The organism is Hymenobacter sp. YC55, from assembly GCF_029433095.1.
In the GTDB taxonomy this organism is placed as follows: domain Bacteria; phylum Bacteroidota; class Bacteroidia; order Cytophagales; family Hymenobacteraceae; genus Hymenobacter.
The window spans coordinates 3149704-3167326 of the sequence record NZ_JARNTX010000001.1 but is presented as its reverse complement, the minus strand read 5'-3'; the positions used below and the strand labels follow the sequence as shown (position 1 = coordinate 3167326).

Below are 17623 nucleotides of genomic sequence, written 5' to 3'. Positions count from 1 at the left end.
CGTGGAGGCCGTGATAGGTGTAGAGACGCGGTTGGCGGCTTTCGTGCTAGAATAAGCCGGACAGTGCGTTTTGTTGCATGCGCTCAAACCCAAAACGGCTACGGAAGCCAAAAGGAGTAGCTTTTTCATCATCAAGTAGTTGAATTAGATTTTTATAAAAGAAGATCAGCCTCAAAAATAGGATTTTCCAGCGGGACAGCCAAACCAGCCCGCTGGAAAAATCAACTACTTTATTTATTGATAACCTAAGATGCGCATCATCGAAGCGCTATCCTGTTTTTCCGCAAATACACGGTCGGTTAGGTTGCCTTCTTCGTCCCGATCCAAGATTACTAGCTTAGGAGCCGGAATCAGGCAGTGTTTGATGCCACCGTAGCCGCTCAAACTCTCCTGATAAGCACCGGTGTGGAAGAAGCCTACGTACAGCGGCTTCTCGTCGGCTGGCTTGCGCTCGGGCAGGAAAACCTGATATATATGCTTCTCGGCATTATAATAGTCCTGTGAATCGCAGGTAAGGCCGCCGAGCTGAATGCGTTTGTACTGTTTGTTCCAGCCGTTGAGAGCCAGCATAATGAAGCGCTGGTTCAGAGCCCACGTATCGGGGAGGTTAGTGATGAACGAGCCATCAATCATGTACCACAACTCTTTGTCGTTCTGAAGTTTCTCATCCAGAATAGAATAGATAGTAGCACCCGATTCGCCCACCGTGAAGATGCCGAACTCAGTGAAAACGTCGGGCTCTGGCACGCCCTCTTCTCCGCAGATGCGCTTGATGGTACGCAGCACCTCGGCAATCATATAGGGGTAGTCGTACTCGGGCTGAATCGAGGTTTGGATGGGCAGGCCACCGCCGATGTCAATGGTGGTTAGTGTGTCGCACACCTTGCGCAGCTCGCAATATTTGTGCACAAAGCGGCTCAGCTCCGACCAGTAGTACGACGTGTCCTTGATGCCCGTATTGATGAAGTAATGCAGCATCTTCAACTCGAAGCGCGGATCATCCTTGATGCGCTGCTGATACAGCGGAATAGCATCGGCGTAGCGGATACCAAGGCGCGAGGTATAGAACTGGAAGCGTGGCTCCTCGTCGGAGGCCAGGCGCATTCCGAGGTTGCACTTTTCCCGCACGTGGTCGTGGTAGTACTGCACCTCGTTCGGCGAATCCAGAATAGGCATGCAGTTCACAAACCCATCGTTAATGAGGTCGGTGATATCACGCTTGTATTCCTCGGGCTTGAAGCCGTTGCATATGATGAACGTATCTTTGGAGACCTTGCCTTTGGCGTGCATGGCCCGAATGATGCTGATGTCAAACCACGACGAAGTTTCGATGTGCACGTCGTTCTTGAGCGCTTCTTCTACCACAAAGGAAAAGTGCGACGCCTTGGTGCAATACGCATAAGAGTAGCGTCCCTGGTAGCCAGTTTGCTCGATTCCTTCTTTGAACCACTGTTTGGCGCGCTGAATTTGGGAGCTTATGCGGGGTAAGTAGGCAATACGCAGCGGTGTGCCGTGCTTTTCTACGAGAGCCATCAGATCGATGTCGTGGAAGCGTAGCTCGTTCTGCTCTACGCTAAACTCCTGGCTCGGGAAGTCGAAAGTTTGGGAAATCAGGTCGTGATAAGTATCCATTGAAGGGGTTTAGGGGAGGCTTTTATAAGGGCAGCTGTTATCCTCAACAGTTGCCACATGACTTTCTCCCGCGTGAACACGCCGTTGCCAAGACTTGTTCTGCGGGTAATAATAAGATCATTTGCAAGCGCAAGGTGACCGATGAAAAAGTAGGAAATTGCCGTTGAGGTTGAATTTCTAAACTCGACGGCTTTTGTCGAACTTGCGACCCGCAAAGATACCCCTCCCATGGGGTTTTGGTTGTGCTAAGTTCGTTGGTCCCGGCGGAAGGTCCGTTGGCGCCAAGCCTGACCGGGCCGTGTCCCGCTGTCAATCGGCCAGCATATAAACCACTCTAACTTTTTTTCTGCTATGTAATATGCGACGCATCAAGCTTTTGGAAGTGCGGTCCGAACTCGGAGCCGGTACCCGAGGCGCCAGTATGGGCGTTGATGCCCTGAAGGTGGCTTGTCTCAACAAAGGGTGCGACTACTTCCGCCGGTTTAACTCGGTTGTCGTGCCCGACCTAAACCATGTGCTCTTCGAGCCCAACCAGTTTCCGTACGCCCGCCACATCGATTCGATTTATACCGTGCAACGGGCCGTGGCCAGCGCCGTCGAGCAGACATTGCGCTTCGGAGAGTTTCCGCTAGTGCTATCCGCCGACCACAGCAGCGCCAACGCCACCATTGCCGGCATCAAGGCCGCCTACCCGCACAAAACGCTAGGCGTTATCTGGATTGATGCCCACGCCGACATCCACTCGCCCTACACCACACCCTCAGGCAACGTGCACGGCATGCCTCTGGCCGCGTCTCTGGCCGAAGACAACCGCGAGTGCCAGCGCCAGCAGCCCGACGAGGAAACCGAGTTTTTCTGGCAGCGCCTAAAAAACCTGAGCGTGCCCGGCCCGCGCCTGCGCCCCGAACACCTGGTATACGTAGCCGTCCGCGACACCGAGCCCGAAGAAGAAGCCTTGATTGAGCGCTTGGGCATTCGCTGGATTCGCCTGCCCGAGATTCAGCAGAAAGGCTCCCGCCAGCTCACCCGCGAAATCTATGAGCACCTGCGCTTCTGCGACATGGTCTACATTTCATTTGACGTAGACAGCCTCGACGCGAGTTTCAGCCGGGGCACCGGTACGCCCGTTGCCGATGGCTTGTACTTGTCGGAAGGCGAAAACCTGTGCCAGGACTTGCTGGAAAACGAGCGGGTGGTGTGCTTCGAGATGGGCGAAATTAATCCCACGCTCGATATCGAAAACACCATGGCAAACAACGCTTTCAACATCTTGGAAAAAGCTACTGAAGCCATTGAGCGCCGTCTGCGCATGGAGGAGGTCGTGAGTAGGTAGTAGTGTTAGGGTCTAGCAGCTGCTCAACAAGCATTTCGAAAGACTTATCTGCACAAGTTGATAGTTAACAGTAAAACCGGTTATGCTGAGCGCAGCCGAAGCATCTCGCGTGCTGATGCAGGAGTAGTATATACCACACTAGCGAGATGCTTCGGCTTCGTTGCACTGCGCTCAGCATGACTGTTCTAGTTGGAAAGCCAGCGTTGAGGGGTATTGTATTCGACTTTTTTTAAGGAGAGTCAATATGAGCAAGCACTGGGAGAGCGGCTTGCAGCTTATATCATCTTTTTCCGGGCTATCCGGCCGGGGTTTTTACCTTTGCGGCAGTGGAAGCCCGGCGTGGCAACCCATATACTGTTTATGAAGCCGATTTTCAGGAGCCAAAATCAACGACGACTATAGCGTAAGCCACTTACACCAACCGGGCGCGGAACTATAAAACGGTTCCTGATAGCCTGTGGTGCAAGATGCAGCTTACGCCTCATCCGTAGTTCGTCTCCTAAAATTCATCTTCCCGAAGCTGTTTTAGCTTCTTTTAAGCGTTCCGCTTTTCCGTGCAACAACTCGAACAGAACCTCAAAACCGCGCTTGGCGCGGCTTTCCAAAATGTATTTGGCACCGAGGTGCCCGCCGCCCAACTGGTATTGCAGCCCACGCGCAAAGACTTTGCGGGCTCGTTTACGCTCGTTACGTTCCCGTTCACCAAATCCCTAGGCAAAGGCCCCGAGCAAATTGGGCAGGCAGTAGGGGAGTGGCTAGTGGCCAATGAGCCAGCCGTGAAGGGCTTCAACGTAGTAAAGGGCTTCCTGAACCTGGAAATTGCCGACGCGCAGTGGCTAGCTGTATTCGAGCAATTGCGCCAGTTGCCGGCCGATGCGCCCGTAGCCACGGGTGGCCCACAGAACGTGGTGGTAGAGTATTCATCGCCGAATACCAACAAGCCCCTGCACCTCGGGCACTTGCGCAACAACTTCCTTGGCTACTCGGTGGCCGAAATTCTAAAGGCCACCGGCGCCACGGTTACCAAAGCTAACCTCGTCAACGACCGGGGCATCCATATCTGTAAGTCGATGCTGGCGTACCAGCAGTACGGCCACGGCGAAACTCCCCAAAGCGCTGGTATCAAAGGCGACCACCTCGCGGGCAAATACTATGTTCTGTTTGAGAAGCACTACCGCGAGCAGATAAAGCAGCTAGAAGCCGAAGGCGTGGCCACCGACGTAGCCAAGCGCAAAGCACCCATGATGCTGGAAGCACAGGACATGCTGCTTAAGTGGGAAGCCAACGACGAAGAGGTGGTGGGCCTGTGGAAACAGATGAACGGCTGGGTGTACGAAGGCTTCGATGAGACGTACAAGAACATCGGCGTCGATTTCGACAAGTTTTACTACGAGTCGCAGACCTACTTGCTGGGTAAAGAACGGGTGGAAGAGGGCTTGCAGAAAGGCGTATTCTTCAAGAAGGAAGACGGCTCGGTGTGGGTGGACCTGCAAGCCGAAGGCCTCGACGAGAAGCTGCTGCTCCGCGCCGACGGTACCTCCGTGTACATCACCCAAGACCTAGGCACGGCCGAGCTGAAGTACCAAGACTTCCACTATGATCTGTCCGTGTATGTTATTGCCGACGAGCAGAACTACCATATGCAGGTGCTGAAGGCGGTGCTAGCCAAGCTCGGCAAGCCCTACGCCGATGCTATTTATCACCTCAGCTACGGCATGGTAGACCTGCCTTCGGGCAAGATGAAGAGCCGGGAAGGCACCGTGGTAGACGCCGACGAGCTGGTGCGCGAAGTGGTGGAAGCCGCTAAGCAAGCCACGCTGGAAAAAGGCAAAATCGAAGGTCTCTCGGAAGAGGAAGCCGCGCAACTGTTCCACATGCTCGGCTTGGGCGCGCTCAAGTATTACCTGCTGAAAGTGGACCCCAAGAAGCGGATGCTTTTCAACCCCGAGGAATCGGTGAGTCTGGAAGGCCATACCGGCCCGTTCATTCAGTACAGCCACGCCCGTATTTCCAGCATCCTGCGCAAAGCCGCCGAGCAAGGAGTAGGCGTTGATGCGTCGTTAACCAGCCTCTCGGAGCTGCACGATACCGAGCGGGAAATGATTCAGGAGCTAGGTCGCTATGCCGCCGTGGTGGCCGAAGCTGCCCGCGCGCAGTCGCCGGCTTTGGTAGCGCAGTATGCCTATGACGTGGCCAAGGCCTACAACCGTTTCTACACAGAGGTGCCGATTTTCATCGAGCCTGATGCAGCTAAAAAGGCCTTCCGCGTTGCGCTTTCTGCCCAAACTGCCCGCGCCATCAAGAACAGCATGGGCTTGCTCGGCATTCAGGTTCCAGAGCGGATGTAACGCTGTTCACTTCCTACGGCGAAGCGGAAAGCTGTTCTCCTGCTCTTGCCGAAGGTTTCCTAAACAAGCAAGCCCTTGCTGGTTATGTACTCAGCAAGGGCTTGTTTGCTTCATTGAAGTTTTAATTACAAAGAGGAAGAAGTTAGCATGCTTCGACCTGTTAAAAATAACCTCCTATGAAAAGCGTTGCCGTTTATTGCGGTTCTAGTGCCGGAACAAATGAAATTTACACGCAGCAGGCGCATGAAATGGGCCGTGTACTGGTCGAGCGCAACATGACGCTGGTGTACGGCGGGGGCCGCGTGGGTTTGATGGGCACAGTGGCCGACAGCGTCATGCAGCACGGCGGCAAGGCCATTGGCGTCATCCCCGATTTTTTGGCCAAAAAGGAGTTAGCTCACAACGGCCTAACGGAGCTGCACATCGTGAAAACCATGCACGAGCGCAAACTACTGATGGCTGACTTGGCCGAAGGATTTGTAGCCATGCCCGGCGGCTACGGCACGCTCGAAGAACTATTCGAGGTCCTGACATGGGGCCAACTCGGCTTGCACCGCAAGGCCATTGGGCTGCTCAACGTGGAAGGCTACTACGACCACCTGCTCCGCGCCCTCGACCACATGGTGCAGGAAGGCCTGCTCCGCGGCGAAAACCGCCAGCAACTGCTCAGCAACCCCACTCCCAATGGCATCATCGACCAGATGCTGGCGTATGTGCCCGTAGAAGTGCCCAAGTGGCTAAGCCCGAGCACAACCTGACCGTCGTTTCATGTGTGTTTGCCACCGAAATGCCAAGTTAAAGCAGTAGACTTAGCTGCAAACAAACTTGGAGGCCACTGCGCGGTTTACTGCTGAAATCCAGGTTTCTTTGTTGAGCTGCCGAACTCCTAGTGCGAGGTACAGCTAGCGTCATCAATCAACAATCTGCAACTTCTGTGATATGAAAAGTTTACTACTGCTTGGTGTATTGGCCGCCTGTGGCCTTTCTTCCATTGTTTCCAAACCCACCACTAGCGCCATTGCCATGACCGAAACCACTGCTGCTGCCACCGTGTACGATTTCACCGTTAAGTCCATTGATGGCAAAGATGTGAAGCTAAGCCAGTACAAAGGCAAGAAGCTGCTCATCGTGAATACTGCCTCGGAGTGCGGCTACACACCGCAGTACAAGGAGCTAGAGGAACTCTACAAAAAGCACGGCGACAAGGTGACGGTACTCGGCTTTCCGGCCAACAACTTCGGCGGCCAAGAGCCCGGTACCAACGAGCAGATTTCCAGCTTCTGCGAGAAAAACTACGGCGTAACCTTCCCGCTCTTCTCGAAAATATCAGTGAAAGGCGACGACACGGCACCCCTCTACAAATTCCTGTCTGACAAGGCCAAGAACGGCGCCGTGAGCGACGCCCCAAGCTGGAATTTCTGCAAGTACCTCGTTGACGAGCAGGGCCATGTAGTGGGCTTCTATCCGTCGAAGGTGAAGCCGATGAGCGAAGAATTGGTGGCCGCTATATTGAAGTAATCACCCGCATTACGCAGTACCTTTGCATCCTCGGTTGTGGCTTTTGATCTGACGCTTGCCGGATAAAAAGCCACAACCGAGGATGACGCTTTTTATCCTGTTATGGCTTCCTCCAACACTAGTTCTCCTGTTGCACCTATCAGCCCAGCCAAGGCCTGGGTTTCCGCTTTCCGGCCACGTACGTTGCCTTTGGCGCTGGCTAGCATTCTTACAGGTGGTTTCCTGGCGGCCTCCCACGGTCAGTTCCGGGGCGAAGTAGTGGGGTTAGCGGCCCTCACCACCATTCTGCTCCAGATCCTGAGCAACCTCGCCAACGACTACGGCGACTCGCAAAACGGCGCGGATAGCGTGCACCGCGAAGGGCCGCAACGGGCAGTGCAGAGCGGCGCCATCACGCCCGAGCAGATGAAGCGCGGCATGGGGCTCTTTGGGTTGCTTTCGTTGCTGAGCGGGTTGGCGCTGTTGTGGGTCGCGCTAGGCACGGCGGGTGCCTGGATCTTCGCTACGTTTTTCGTGCTGGGCTTAACTGCTATCTGGGCTGCGGTAAACTATACGGCGGGCTCGAAGCCCTACGGCTACGCGGGCCTCGGCGACCTGTCGGTGTTTATCTTCTTCGGCCTAGTGGGCGTGTGCGGCACCTATTTCTTGCAAACCCGCACGTTGCCGCTGAGTGTACTCTTGCCAGCGGCGGCGCTAGGCTGCTTTGCCACCGCCGTGCTCAACGTAAACAACATCCGCGACATTCGCTCCGACGAGCTAGCCGGCAAAATCACCATTCCAGTACGATTAGGCCCGGCGCATGCCCGCCGCTACCACTGGCTGCTGCTGCTGCTTGGCTTTGGCTGTGCGGTGGTGTACGTGGCGCTGTCGTATCATTCGGTGTGGCAGTGGCTGTTTGTCCTGGCGGCTCCGCTGTTGCTTTTCAATGCCCGTGCCGTGTGGCATCGCCAGGATTCCATGCAGCTCGACCCGCTGCTCAAGCAAATGGCGCTAAGCACGCTAGTATTTACATTGCTCTTCGGGATAGGGCAAGTCCTGTAAGTGAATTAGATAGCAGAAGAGAAACCGGCTACGGCCGGTTTTTTTAGGTTTGAATTTTATTTGCAACATAGTTGCATGTTGTATAGATGGGGTATATTGCATCATTGTTGCATTAAAAGAAAAAACATGAATCCATATGACGTTATTATAGTAGGCGGAAGCAATGCCGGTTTAAGCGCCGCCATGACACTAGGGCGCTCCTTACGCCATGTACTTGTACTCGACAACAACCAACCCTGCAACCGCCAAACGCCCCATTCACATAACTTCCTAACCCGCGACGGCGAAACGCCTGCTGCTATGGCGGCCATTGCCCGGGAGCAGGTACTACACTATCCAACGGTGAAGCTGCAAACTGCTACGGTAGTAGGAGCTACAGCCGTAGAAGACGGGTTTGAAGTGACAACTGCGGCAGGTCAGGTGTTCCAGAGCCGCAAGCTGCTGTTGGCTACCGGGCTGAAAGACGAGATGCTACCTATTCCGGGCTTTGCCGAATGTTGGGGCATTTCGGTGCTGCATTGCCCGTATTGCCACGGCTACGAGGTGCACGGCCAGAAAATCGGGCTCCTCGCCAACGGGAACATGGCAGCGGAATTGGTAAATCTCATCTACAACTGGAGCCGCGACTTGGTGCTGTTTACCAATGGCCCTGCTGATTTCACTGCCGAGCAAGCAGCCATTATGCATGCGCGTAATATTCAGGTTGTAGAAATGCCGATAGCTGAGCTAGAGCATCACAACGGCCGCCTGTACGCGGTGCGCACTACCGATGGTGCCTCGCATGCGTTGGAAGCCGCTTTTGCCCGCGTTCCGTTCCGTCAACACAGCGACTTGGCCGCTAAGCTTGGGTGCACTCTTACCGATATGGGCCTTATCCAAGCCACCGAGTTTGGAGAAACCAACGTGCCCGGGTTGTTTGCCGCCGGCGACAACACAACACTCATGCGGCAGGTTGCCTCAGCCATAGCCAATGGCAGCAAAGCAGCCGCTTGGATCAACAAGGAGCTGATACAGCAGGGGATATACAGCCAAGTTGTCGCACTACAGGAGTAGCAAGCGTGCTACGCTGTGAAGTTGTGAAAACCCTCCTGGAGTGTCTTTCCGGTGTAGAGACGCGACACTTCGCGTTTCTATACCGAGCGGCTATTTATTAACTATTTTAAAATTCTTACTCTTGTTGGGAACAAGCTGCTAATTGCCTTAATACAGCTCTAGATATGGCCAACGTCCTCGACCAACTTGCGACTTTTCACCCGCTGACTTGCTCGGAATGGCGGCAGTGGCTGACCGAACACTACACTAGCTCGTCCGGAATCTGGCTGGTGTATTATAAAAAGGCGAGTGGCAAACCCCGCGTCAGTTATGAAGATGCCGTGGAGGAAGCCCTTTGCTACGGGTGGATTGATGGCCAAGCCCGCCGCCTCGACGGCGAGCGGTCTATGATTCTTTTCACGCCGCGCAAACCGCGAAGCGTGTGGTCGAAGCCAAACAAGGAGCGAGTAGCCAAACTCATAGCAGCAGGGCGCATGCAGGAAGCCGGCTTGCTGAAAATAAACGTCGCCAAGCAAAACGGCTCTTGGGATGCCCTCACCGACAGCGACGCACAACTTGTTCCTGCTGACCTAGCCGAAGCCCTACAGGCAAACCCAACTGCTCAGCAGTATTTTGCGGCCTTCAGCCCGTCAGCGCAGAAAAACATTCTGGCGTGGATTTCCAGTGCTAAGCGCGCCGAGACCCGTGCCCAGCGGGTGCAGGCAACGGTAGCTTCCGCCGCTGAAAACAAAAAGGCTAGTCCTTACTACAAGTGAAATTTTCTGGCTCAACCCTAAAAAGCAAAAGCTCCCGATTTATCGGGAGCTTTTGCTTTTTGATACCTACTCTGCACTTGGAGTTACAGGAGCTGCTGTTGGTGCCTCGGATGCCGTGCTGGCTGCTCCGCCTTCCGGGCGTGGGCCGCGGCCTCCGCGGTTACGGCCACCCCGCTTGCGGCGGCGCTGGCCTTCCTGTCCTTCGGCGCGGGGCTCTCGGGCTTGGCTTACGCCTTCCTTCGATTCGCCTTCGGGGCGAGGGGCCCGAGGTTCACGCGGTGGACGCGCTTCTCTAGCTTCACCTTCTGGCCGGGGCGCACGAGGTGGGCGCTCATAGGGAATAGCTGGCGCTTGGCCGGCATCCAGGGCCGCTAAGGCAGCTTGGGCTTTGGCTATACGCTCCTGGTGCTTGGGGTCCTTGGGGTCGGGAGCACCGGAGCGGGCCGGGCGGTTGCCGTCGCGGCCACCGCTGCGGGGGCCACGGTCGCCTTCCGGACGTGGGCCTCGGTCGCGGTTACCCCCGCCGGAGCGGCCCCCCCGTTCGGGCCGACCGCCCACTTTGCCGTGCAGGCCAGCAAAGCGCTTGGGGTCGAACTCCGGAGCAGGGCCCAAGCCTAGCTCCTCGGTGATGGTTTGCTTTTCTACTTCGCGCTCGATGAGCTTTTCAATCTTCACTACCCGATCCTGGTCTTGGTCGGCAATGAAAGTAATGGCCGTGCCTTTGGTGGCGGCGCGGGCCGTACGGCCAATGCGGTGTACATAATCCTCAGCGGCCCGCGGGATGTCGTAGTTCACCACGTGGCTCAGTGAGTCGATGTCGATGCCGCGGCTCAGCACGTCGGTGGCCACGAGGATGGGAAACTTCTTGTTCTTGAACTCGCGCATGATTTGCTCACGCTCCTCCTGCGTACGGTCCGACGAAATGCCGTGGGCTTCGTAGCCGAGCTTGCTAATAGCCCGCACGATGCCGGCTACTGCTGCTTTCTGGCTAGTGAAGAGTACCATGCTTTGCACATCCTGCGTTTTAAGAATGTGCTCAAGTAGATAGATCTTCTGGCGGTCGAAGGCCATATAGAACTGCTGGTCGATGCCCGCCGCGGGCTTGGATACAGCCAGCCGGATTTCCTCGGGGTCTTGCAGAATCTGCTTAGAGAAGTCCCGGATTTTGTTGGGCATGGTGGCCGAGAACAGCAGCGTCTGCCGCTGCTTAGGCAGCTGACGCACGATGTTCAAGATGTCATCAGAGAAGCCCATGTCCATCATCTTGTCGGCCTCATCGAGCACCAGATACTTCAGGGTGTCGAACTTCACGTACCCCATTTGCAGGTGCGCAATCAGGCGGCCCGGTGTGGCAATGATGATGTCGGCGCCGCTGGTGAGCGCGCGCTTCTGCTGCTCCCAGTTCTCGCTTTTGCCGCCGCCATAGATGGCAATGCTGCTGGCTTCTACAAAGTAGCCAAAGCCGGTTACTTGCTCGTCGATCTGGGTGGCCAGCTCGCGCGTGGGCACCAAAATGAGGGTGGAAGTAGTGCCGTGCTTGGCGTGCGAAATCTTGTCGAGTAGCGGCAGCAGGTACGCGGCGGTTTTGCCGGTGCCCGTTTGCGCGCAGGCAATCAGGTCTTTTCCTTCAATAATTTTGGGAATGGCTTGCTCCTGAATAGGAGTGGCATTCTGGTAATTCATGGCGTCCACGCCGGCCAGTAGGTCGTCGTGGAGGTTGAACTCGTGAAACGTCAAGGTGTAGCTAATTAAGATGAATAAATGGCTGACCTTGCTTTCCCGGTCAGCTGAACCGCTTGTATTCCTGTAACAAAGATACGAGAAACGGCGGCGGCAACGCTCAGCTTATGATTGCAGGATCTCCAGTTGCGTCCGGAGGTCTTCTTCCGTAATTGGATACGGCTGCCCCGCACGTATTGCTTGGTACACCGCTTCGAATAAGCCCATGTAGTTGCCGCGCAATGGCTCTAGGATACTAACAGTTTTTTCGCCGGCCTCGTTCATCAACGTGAGGGTGCCAGCGGCCTCCGCAGGTTCAACTCCGTACGTGTCAGCCAGCGGCGAAAGGCCCCCATCTAATTGAGGCTCCTGCACGTCGGTGCGGCCTTTGCGTAGGCTGCCACGGGTGCCGTGCAGCACGTAGGCCGGGCCAGGGTCGGCTACCAGCAAGCTAGTGGTCAGATATACGTTCAGGCCACTAGGGTAAAGCAGATGCGCCTGGAAGTAGTCGGTCACGCGTGAGTTGGGGCGGAAGCTGCCGAACGTTCTGCGAAACTCCGCAGGAGGGCCAAACAGGCTGAGGGCTTGGTCGAGGATGTGCGGCCCTAGGTCGTAGTTGAGGCCGGCGCCCGGCGTGGTGGGTTCTTCCTTGAAGACTTTGGTATGGATGGCTGCTTTGTATCGGTCGAAGCGGATATGAACTTCAATCAACTGCCCAAGTTGGCCGCTTTCTACCACTTGCCGCACGGCCATAAAGTCGCTGTCCCAGCGCCGGTTCTGGTAGCCAAACACATGGCGATTCATTTCGCGGCCCAATGCGTACAGCGCATCAATGTCGGCGGCCGAAGTGCCTACCGGCTTTTCAATAAGCACATGTTTGCCGGCCCGCAAGGCATCCATGGCCAAGCTGAAATGCGAATCATTGGGTGTATTCACCACGACTAGCTCAATAGCCGGGTCATTGAGCAGGTCTGGTACGCTGTCGTAGCTGATAACGTGCGGATAGGTGGCCTGCATCTGCTTGCGGCTGCGCTCCACCACGGCCCGTAGCTCGAAGCCAGCATGCGCGGCCAGAAAAGGCGCGTGAAATATCCGCCCCGACATACCGTAGGCGAGCAAACCAGTTTGAATAGGGGTCATTTTGTTGAATGCTGGTTGTTGATTGTTTTCAGGGCACCTGTGGCTATTACTTCCACTTTTTCCGGTCGGCCCAATATCGGCAGTCCTGCGTTTCCGTTACTTACTATTTATTGTTAATCATCAACTGCCTCATGCTCGACCGTTTCTCTGCCCAAGCCGAACTCTACGCCCGTTACCGCATCGATTATCCGCCGGAGTTGTACGTGTTTCTACTGGCCCATACAGCGCGCCGCGGGCAGGCATGGGACTGTGCCACCGGCAACGGGCAAGTGGCCGTGGTGCTGGCCGAGCATTTCGCGCACGTACACGCCACTGACATCAGTGCTGCCCAATTGGCGCAGGCCCCTGTGCGCCCCAACATCACCTACCAAGTATCGCCAGCCGAACACACGCCCCTAGCAGCCGCTTCCGTGGATTTGGTGACGGTTGGGCAGGCCGTGCACTGGTTCGATACTGAAGCCTTCAACCAGGAAGTGCGCCGCGTAACTTGTGCGGACGCCACGGTGGCCGAATGGGGTTATGGCCTAGTGCAAGTGTATGAAGACCTGGACCCGCTTATCCGACAGTTCTATTCGGAAACGATGCGGCCGTATTGGGACGAAAACCGGTGGCACATCGACGATGAATATGCGCGCATTCCGTTTCCGTTCGAGGAGGTGCAGCACGCGCAGTTTCTGGTGCAGCGGCAGTGGTCGGCGGAGTGGTTTCTGAACTACCTGCGCACCTGGTCGAGCGTAGTGAAGTACGAAAAGCAGCACGGCCAAGACCCGGTGCTGCTCATTGCCGAGCAACTGACGCAGCTGTGGGGCCAGCAGGAGCGGGAGGTGCGGTTTCCGGTGTTTTTGCGGTTAGGCAAAGTAAGCTAAGACAAGTGCTATCCGCCGATACGAAAGTCGTGCTGCATCTTTGCGTATGCCTGAACTCTCAACGCTACCTTTCCAGGGTCTCTTTGTTCTTGAACTTGCCTCGGTACTGGCCGGACCACAGGTGGGGCAATTCTTTGCCGAACTCGGGGCGGAGGTGCTGAAAGTGGAGCCGCCCGCTGGCGACGTTACCCGCTCCTGGCGCACTCCGACAGAGCCTCAAGGCACCACCGTTTCCGCCTATTTCAGCTGTGCCAATTGGGGCAAGCAGTCCGTGGTGTTGGACTTGACTACTACCGAGGGGCTTGCCGAAGTGCACCGCCTCGCCACCCGTGCCGACATTGTGCTGGTAAGCTACAAGCCCGGCGACGCCGAAAGGCTCGCCGTGGACTACACCACGCTGGCTAGCCTTAATCCACGCCTGATTTACGGCCACCTCACGGGCTATGGGGCTGCGTCGGCGCGGGCTGGCTACGATGCGGTGCTGCAAGCAGAAGCCGGCTTCATGCACCTAAATAGCTTGCCCGGACAAGAACCGCTTAAAATGCCAGTAGCCCTGATTGATTTGCTGGCCGCGCATCAACTCAAAGAAGGGCTGCTGACGGCGCTTTACCAACGTGAGAAAACGGGCACAGGCTCTTTAGTGCAAGTGTCGTTGCTGAACAGTGCCTTGGCCTCGCTGGCCAATCAAGCCGCCACCTACCTCGTGACGGGCAACGACCCACAGCCGTTGGGGTCGGGCCACCCGAGCATAGTTCCGTATGGCACCGTGTACGAAGCAGCGGATGGCGTGCGGCTGTTGCTAGCCGTAGGCGCAGACCGGCAGTTTCAGCATCTGTGTACTGTATTAGGCCGACCAGAATGGGCTCTGGACGCACGCTTTGCCACCAACAACGCCCGTGTAGCACACCGTACGGAACTAGAGCAACTGTTGCGCGAAAGAATAGCCGCAGTGAGTGGCACTCCCTTGCTACAAGAGCTAGAGCAGCGGCTGGTGCCAGCGGGCGCCGTACGTACCGTGGGAGAGGCCCTGAGCCATGAGTCGGCGCAAGATATGTTGCTGCCGCCAACCACTGAGTTTGCGCACCCCGGGCTGCGCACCGTGGCTTTTCAGAGTAGCAGTTGGCCGGTGGCTGAGCGGTTGTCGGCGCCTCCGGCATTGCCCTGATGCGTAGAAGATGCCCAGCAACTGAAACTACTGGTTTACTACTTTGCGTAGGTGAATAGTACTTGCTTAAGTTAATTTCCTGATTCAACTTATCGTGCCGCCGCTTGCTGTGGTGCGTTATTCTCTTACTGCATGGCTAGAAAGAAGAAAGAGCCCGTCCTGATCGACACTCAAACCGACGACGGTACGCCCGGTGCGCCCCAGGCACCCGCTACCACCGGCTCCACCAACACCGACAATGCGGCCCCAAACGCTGCCGGTGAGCCCGCCGATGCGCCCGCCGACCGCCTCGACCAGATTTTCGAGGGCCTCAAGCAGAAATCTTCGGCCAAACAGTCCATCTACCGCAACACCATGTCCACGTTCGACTTGCTGCGCAAGGTGACGCAGGAGCTGGTAGTGGAGCTGAGCCGGAAAATCACGCCCGTCGATTCCACAGTCATCATCGAGTACCGCCCCATCAACGACATGGAGTTCCACATCCGGTTCTCCGGCGACTTGCTGGTGTTCGTCATGCACTCCAACATCGTTACTTTCCCCGAGGATTACGGCCCGATGCCCACCAAGTATGTGGAGGCTGATTTCCGGCGCCGGTTCTTCGGGCACATCATGGCCTACAACTTCATGGCCGACAGCATCAAGTACCAGCGTATGAATGACCCGGGCTACTTAGTCGGGCGCTTGCTCATCAACATCGACAACCACTACTTCCTGGAAGGCGTGCAGCAGCTCGAACTACCTGACAACGATATGTCGGATAACGTGGTGACGGCTGAAGGCATGAAGCTATTTGTGGAAAGCGCCATGATTGCCGCCGTCAACAACGACCTTATAGCGCCGCCGCTCGACGATATTCAGAAAATATCGGTGAAGCAAAAGCTGGAAAACCAGCAGGTTAGCCGCCCAAGTAAAGTAGGTTTCAGCTTCTCCCACGAGCAGCAGCTACACCATATTCTTTAGTGAAAGCAGTGTCTACGTAAAGTAACGGTCATGCTGAGCGCAGCCGAAGCATCTCGCGTGCTGATGTTGCCAAACTATATCGGTCATGCTGAGCGGAGCCGAAGCATCTCGCTCGACTCGTTGAGTTTAGTACCACAACCTCAGCACGCGAGATGCTTCGGCTGCGCTCAGCATGACCGTTACTTTGACGACATCAGCCTGCAAGAGGCTTCGGCCCGCGCTCAGTACAACGGCCTGTTTCACTTAAGGAGTAACTTACCGCCGTAGGTAACCTACTTTCTCGCGCACTTTGTTTAATACCTCCGAGCCATAGGCTTGCGCTTTGCGGGCACCTTCTGCCAAACGGGCGTCTATTTCGGGCAGGTTGTTCATGTAGAAGTTGAACTGCTCCCGCTCGACGGCAAACCGGCGTAGGATCACCTCGTAGAGCGCCTGCTTGGCGTGGCCGTAGCCGTAGCCGCCGGCCAAGTAGCGGCCGCGCATGTCAGCGGTTTCTTCGGCAGTAGCGAGCAGCGAGTACAGCTTGAAGGTGATGTCGGTGTCCGGGTTCTTGGGCGCTTCGAGCGGGGTGCTGTCCGAAATGATGCTTTTGATGCTCTTAAGCAGGGATTTATCGTCAACGAAAATGTCAATGATGTTACCGTAGCTCTTGCTCATTTTCTGGCCATCAATGCCGGGAACGGTCATCAACTGCTCGTCTACCCGCGCTTTGGGCATCACGAAGATTTCACCGTAGCGGTTGTTGAAGGCTGCAGCAATATCGCGGGTGATTTCCAGGTGCTGCATCTGGTCTTTGCCTACGGGCACTATGTCGGTGTCGTAGAGCAGAATATCGGCCGCCATCAACACTGGATACATGAAAACGCCAGCATTTACCTCCGAGAGCCTATCCGACTTGTCCTTAAACGAGTGCGCATTGGCCAGCATGGGGTAAGGCGCAAAACATGATAGGTACCAAGCCAACTCCGCCACCTGCGGTACATCCGACTGCCGATAAAACATGTTTTTCTCGGTATCGAACCCACAGGCCAACCACGAAGCCGCGACGGCATACGTGTTCTGGCGCAGCAACTCCGCGTCGCGGACCGTGGTCAAGGAGTGTAAATCAGCAATAAAGAGCAACGACTCGTTGGCGGCACTCTTCGACAGTTCTACGGCCGGAAGGATGGCGCCGAGCAGGTTGCCAAGGTGCGGGCGGCCCGTGCTCTGAATGCCGGTAAGGATGCGGGACATGGAATAGTTGTTAAGTACTTGTTGTCAATTGGTAGTTATGCAGCTGCTAAACCACTAACATCTGATATCCTACAACTGACAACTTAAGATTTATACGCTGACATTGGCAGCAGCTTCCTGCTGCAGCTCGGTGGTAGCTTCTTCGCCCAGATACCGGTCGATCAGGAAATGGGCGAGGTAAAGCACCGGCGTGAGCAGGATAGCAGCAGCGAATTTATACCAGTAATTCGTGTTCGCCACGCTCAGCACTTGATCCAGTGTCCAGTTGCCGAACAAGTAGAAGGCCACATAGAGCACCACAAACGAATCGACAAGCTGCGAGATAAGCGTGGAGCCGGTTGCGCGCAGCCACACGTAGCGGCCTTTGGTAGCGCGCCGTATAGCTTGGAAAACGGTAGCATCCAGTACTTGCCCAATCCCAAACGCGGTGATGGAACCGGTGATAATACCCAAGCCCTGCCGGAATATGCTTTGATAAGCGAAATCGATGTTGAAAGGCCGTCCTTGCGCATCCGTCTTGTTCACGTCCAGCCAGAATGCGGCGGGAGGGAGCTTGGTGGTGGCGTAAATCACGACGAAGGCAAACAAAATCAGCGCCACCGTAAGGTAGCTCACGCGCAACACTCCGGCCCGCCCGAAATACTCGTTGATAATATCAGTGGTGACAAATACCACAGGCCAGATCAGCACCCCGGCCGTGAGGTTGCCGGGCAAGCCCAGCAGAGCTTCCACCGAAAATATCTTCACCCCAATTATTTCCGCCAACAGCGCATTTACAATGAAAATGCCGCTCAGGACCAGGTAAAGCTGCTGCTTCTTGTGAGACATACTATTTGATATAAAAATCTAGCCGCCAAGCG

The 17623-nt window shown here is 55.8% G+C and carries 15 protein-coding genes; 10 read left to right on the top strand and 5 right to left on the bottom strand.

Translation table 11 applies throughout. The features are described 5' to 3' along the window. Positions 1-234 precede the first annotated feature (234 nt). Positions 235-1632: an arginine decarboxylase gene (locus P1X16_RS13155; protein WP_277229386.1), complete on the bottom strand. Its 1398-nt coding sequence runs from the start codon at positions 1630-1632 to the stop codon at positions 235-237. 358 nt (positions 1633-1990) lie between these two features. Between P1X16_RS13155 and P1X16_RS13150 the strand changes: the two genes are divergently transcribed. From P1X16_RS13150 to P1X16_RS13120, 7 genes are all read left to right on the top strand, one after another. Further along, on the top strand, positions 1991-2965 hold the full coding sequence (locus tag P1X16_RS13150; protein WP_277229385.1) for an arginase: 975 nt from the start codon (positions 1991-1993) through the stop codon (positions 2963-2965). Between the two features lie 554 nt (positions 2966-3519). Further along, positions 3520-5313, top strand: coding sequence for an arginine--tRNA ligase (gene argS, locus P1X16_RS13145; RefSeq protein ID WP_277229383.1), 1794 nt, complete (start codon positions 3520-3522; stop codon positions 5311-5313). Positions 5314-5489: 176 nt separating this feature from the next. Beyond that, on the top strand, positions 5490-6071 hold the full coding sequence (locus P1X16_RS13140) for a TIGR00730 family Rossman fold protein (protein ID WP_277229381.1): 582 nt from the start codon (positions 5490-5492) through the stop codon (positions 6069-6071). 181 nt (positions 6072-6252) lie between these two features. Then, a complete protein-coding gene (locus tag P1X16_RS13135) occupies positions 6253-6831 on the top strand; it encodes a glutathione peroxidase (RefSeq protein ID WP_277229379.1) in 579 nt (192 codons plus the stop codon). Positions 6832-6933: 102 nt separating this feature from the next. Continuing rightward, positions 6934-7872, top strand: coding sequence for a 1,4-dihydroxy-2-naphthoate polyprenyltransferase (locus tag P1X16_RS13130; RefSeq protein ID WP_277229377.1), 939 nt, complete (start codon positions 6934-6936; stop codon positions 7870-7872). 126 nt (positions 7873-7998) lie between these two features. Further along, on the top strand, positions 7999-8925 hold the full coding sequence (locus P1X16_RS13125; protein ID WP_277229375.1) for an NAD(P)/FAD-dependent oxidoreductase: 927 nt from the start codon (positions 7999-8001) through the stop codon (positions 8923-8925). Between the two features lie 164 nt (positions 8926-9089). Continuing rightward, positions 9090-9680, top strand: coding sequence for a YdeI/OmpD-associated family protein (locus tag P1X16_RS13120; protein WP_277229373.1), 591 nt, complete (start codon positions 9090-9092; stop codon positions 9678-9680). A 66-nt stretch (positions 9681-9746) separates the two neighbouring features. Here the strand turns inward: P1X16_RS13120 and P1X16_RS13115 are convergent, their stop codons facing one another. Continuing rightward, complete coding sequence (locus P1X16_RS13115; RefSeq protein WP_277229372.1) at positions 9747-11417, bottom strand: DEAD/DEAH box helicase; 1671 nt, start codon at positions 11415-11417, stop codon at positions 9747-9749. A 108-nt stretch (positions 11418-11525) separates the two neighbouring features. Beyond that, complete coding sequence (locus P1X16_RS13110) at positions 11526-12539, bottom strand: Gfo/Idh/MocA family oxidoreductase (RefSeq protein ID WP_277229370.1); 1014 nt, start codon at positions 12537-12539, stop codon at positions 11526-11528. 131 nt (positions 12540-12670) lie between these two features. On the opposite strand from P1X16_RS13110, the gene P1X16_RS13105 reads away from it, so the two are divergent. The 3 genes from P1X16_RS13105 to P1X16_RS13095 all read left to right on the top strand — a co-directional run bounded on the left by P1X16_RS13105 (position 12671) and on the right by P1X16_RS13095 (position 15530). Further along, positions 12671-13405 (top strand): class I SAM-dependent methyltransferase, encoded by a 735-nt coding sequence (locus tag P1X16_RS13105; protein WP_277229368.1) that lies wholly within the window; start codon positions 12671-12673, stop codon positions 13403-13405. A 46-nt stretch (positions 13406-13451) separates the two neighbouring features. Continuing rightward, positions 13452-14570, top strand: a complete 1119-nt coding sequence (locus P1X16_RS13100; RefSeq protein WP_277229366.1) for a CoA transferase — start codon at positions 13452-13454, stop codon at positions 14568-14570. Between the two features lie 132 nt (positions 14571-14702). Continuing rightward, a complete protein-coding gene (locus tag P1X16_RS13095; protein ID WP_277229365.1) occupies positions 14703-15530 on the top strand; it encodes a hypothetical protein in 828 nt (275 codons plus the stop codon). Between the two features lie 255 nt (positions 15531-15785). On the opposite strand, the gene trpS is transcribed toward P1X16_RS13095, so the two are convergent. After that, the gene (gene trpS, locus P1X16_RS13090) at positions 15786-16763 is read right to left on the bottom strand and encodes a tryptophan--tRNA ligase (protein ID WP_277229363.1); all 978 of its coding nucleotides are present in this window, start codon (positions 16761-16763) and stop codon (positions 15786-15788) included. Positions 16764-16853: 90 nt separating this feature from the next. Then, a complete protein-coding gene (locus P1X16_RS13085) occupies positions 16854-17591 on the bottom strand; it encodes a queuosine precursor transporter (protein WP_277229361.1) in 738 nt (245 codons plus the stop codon). Positions 17592-17623: the final 32 nt, after the last annotated feature.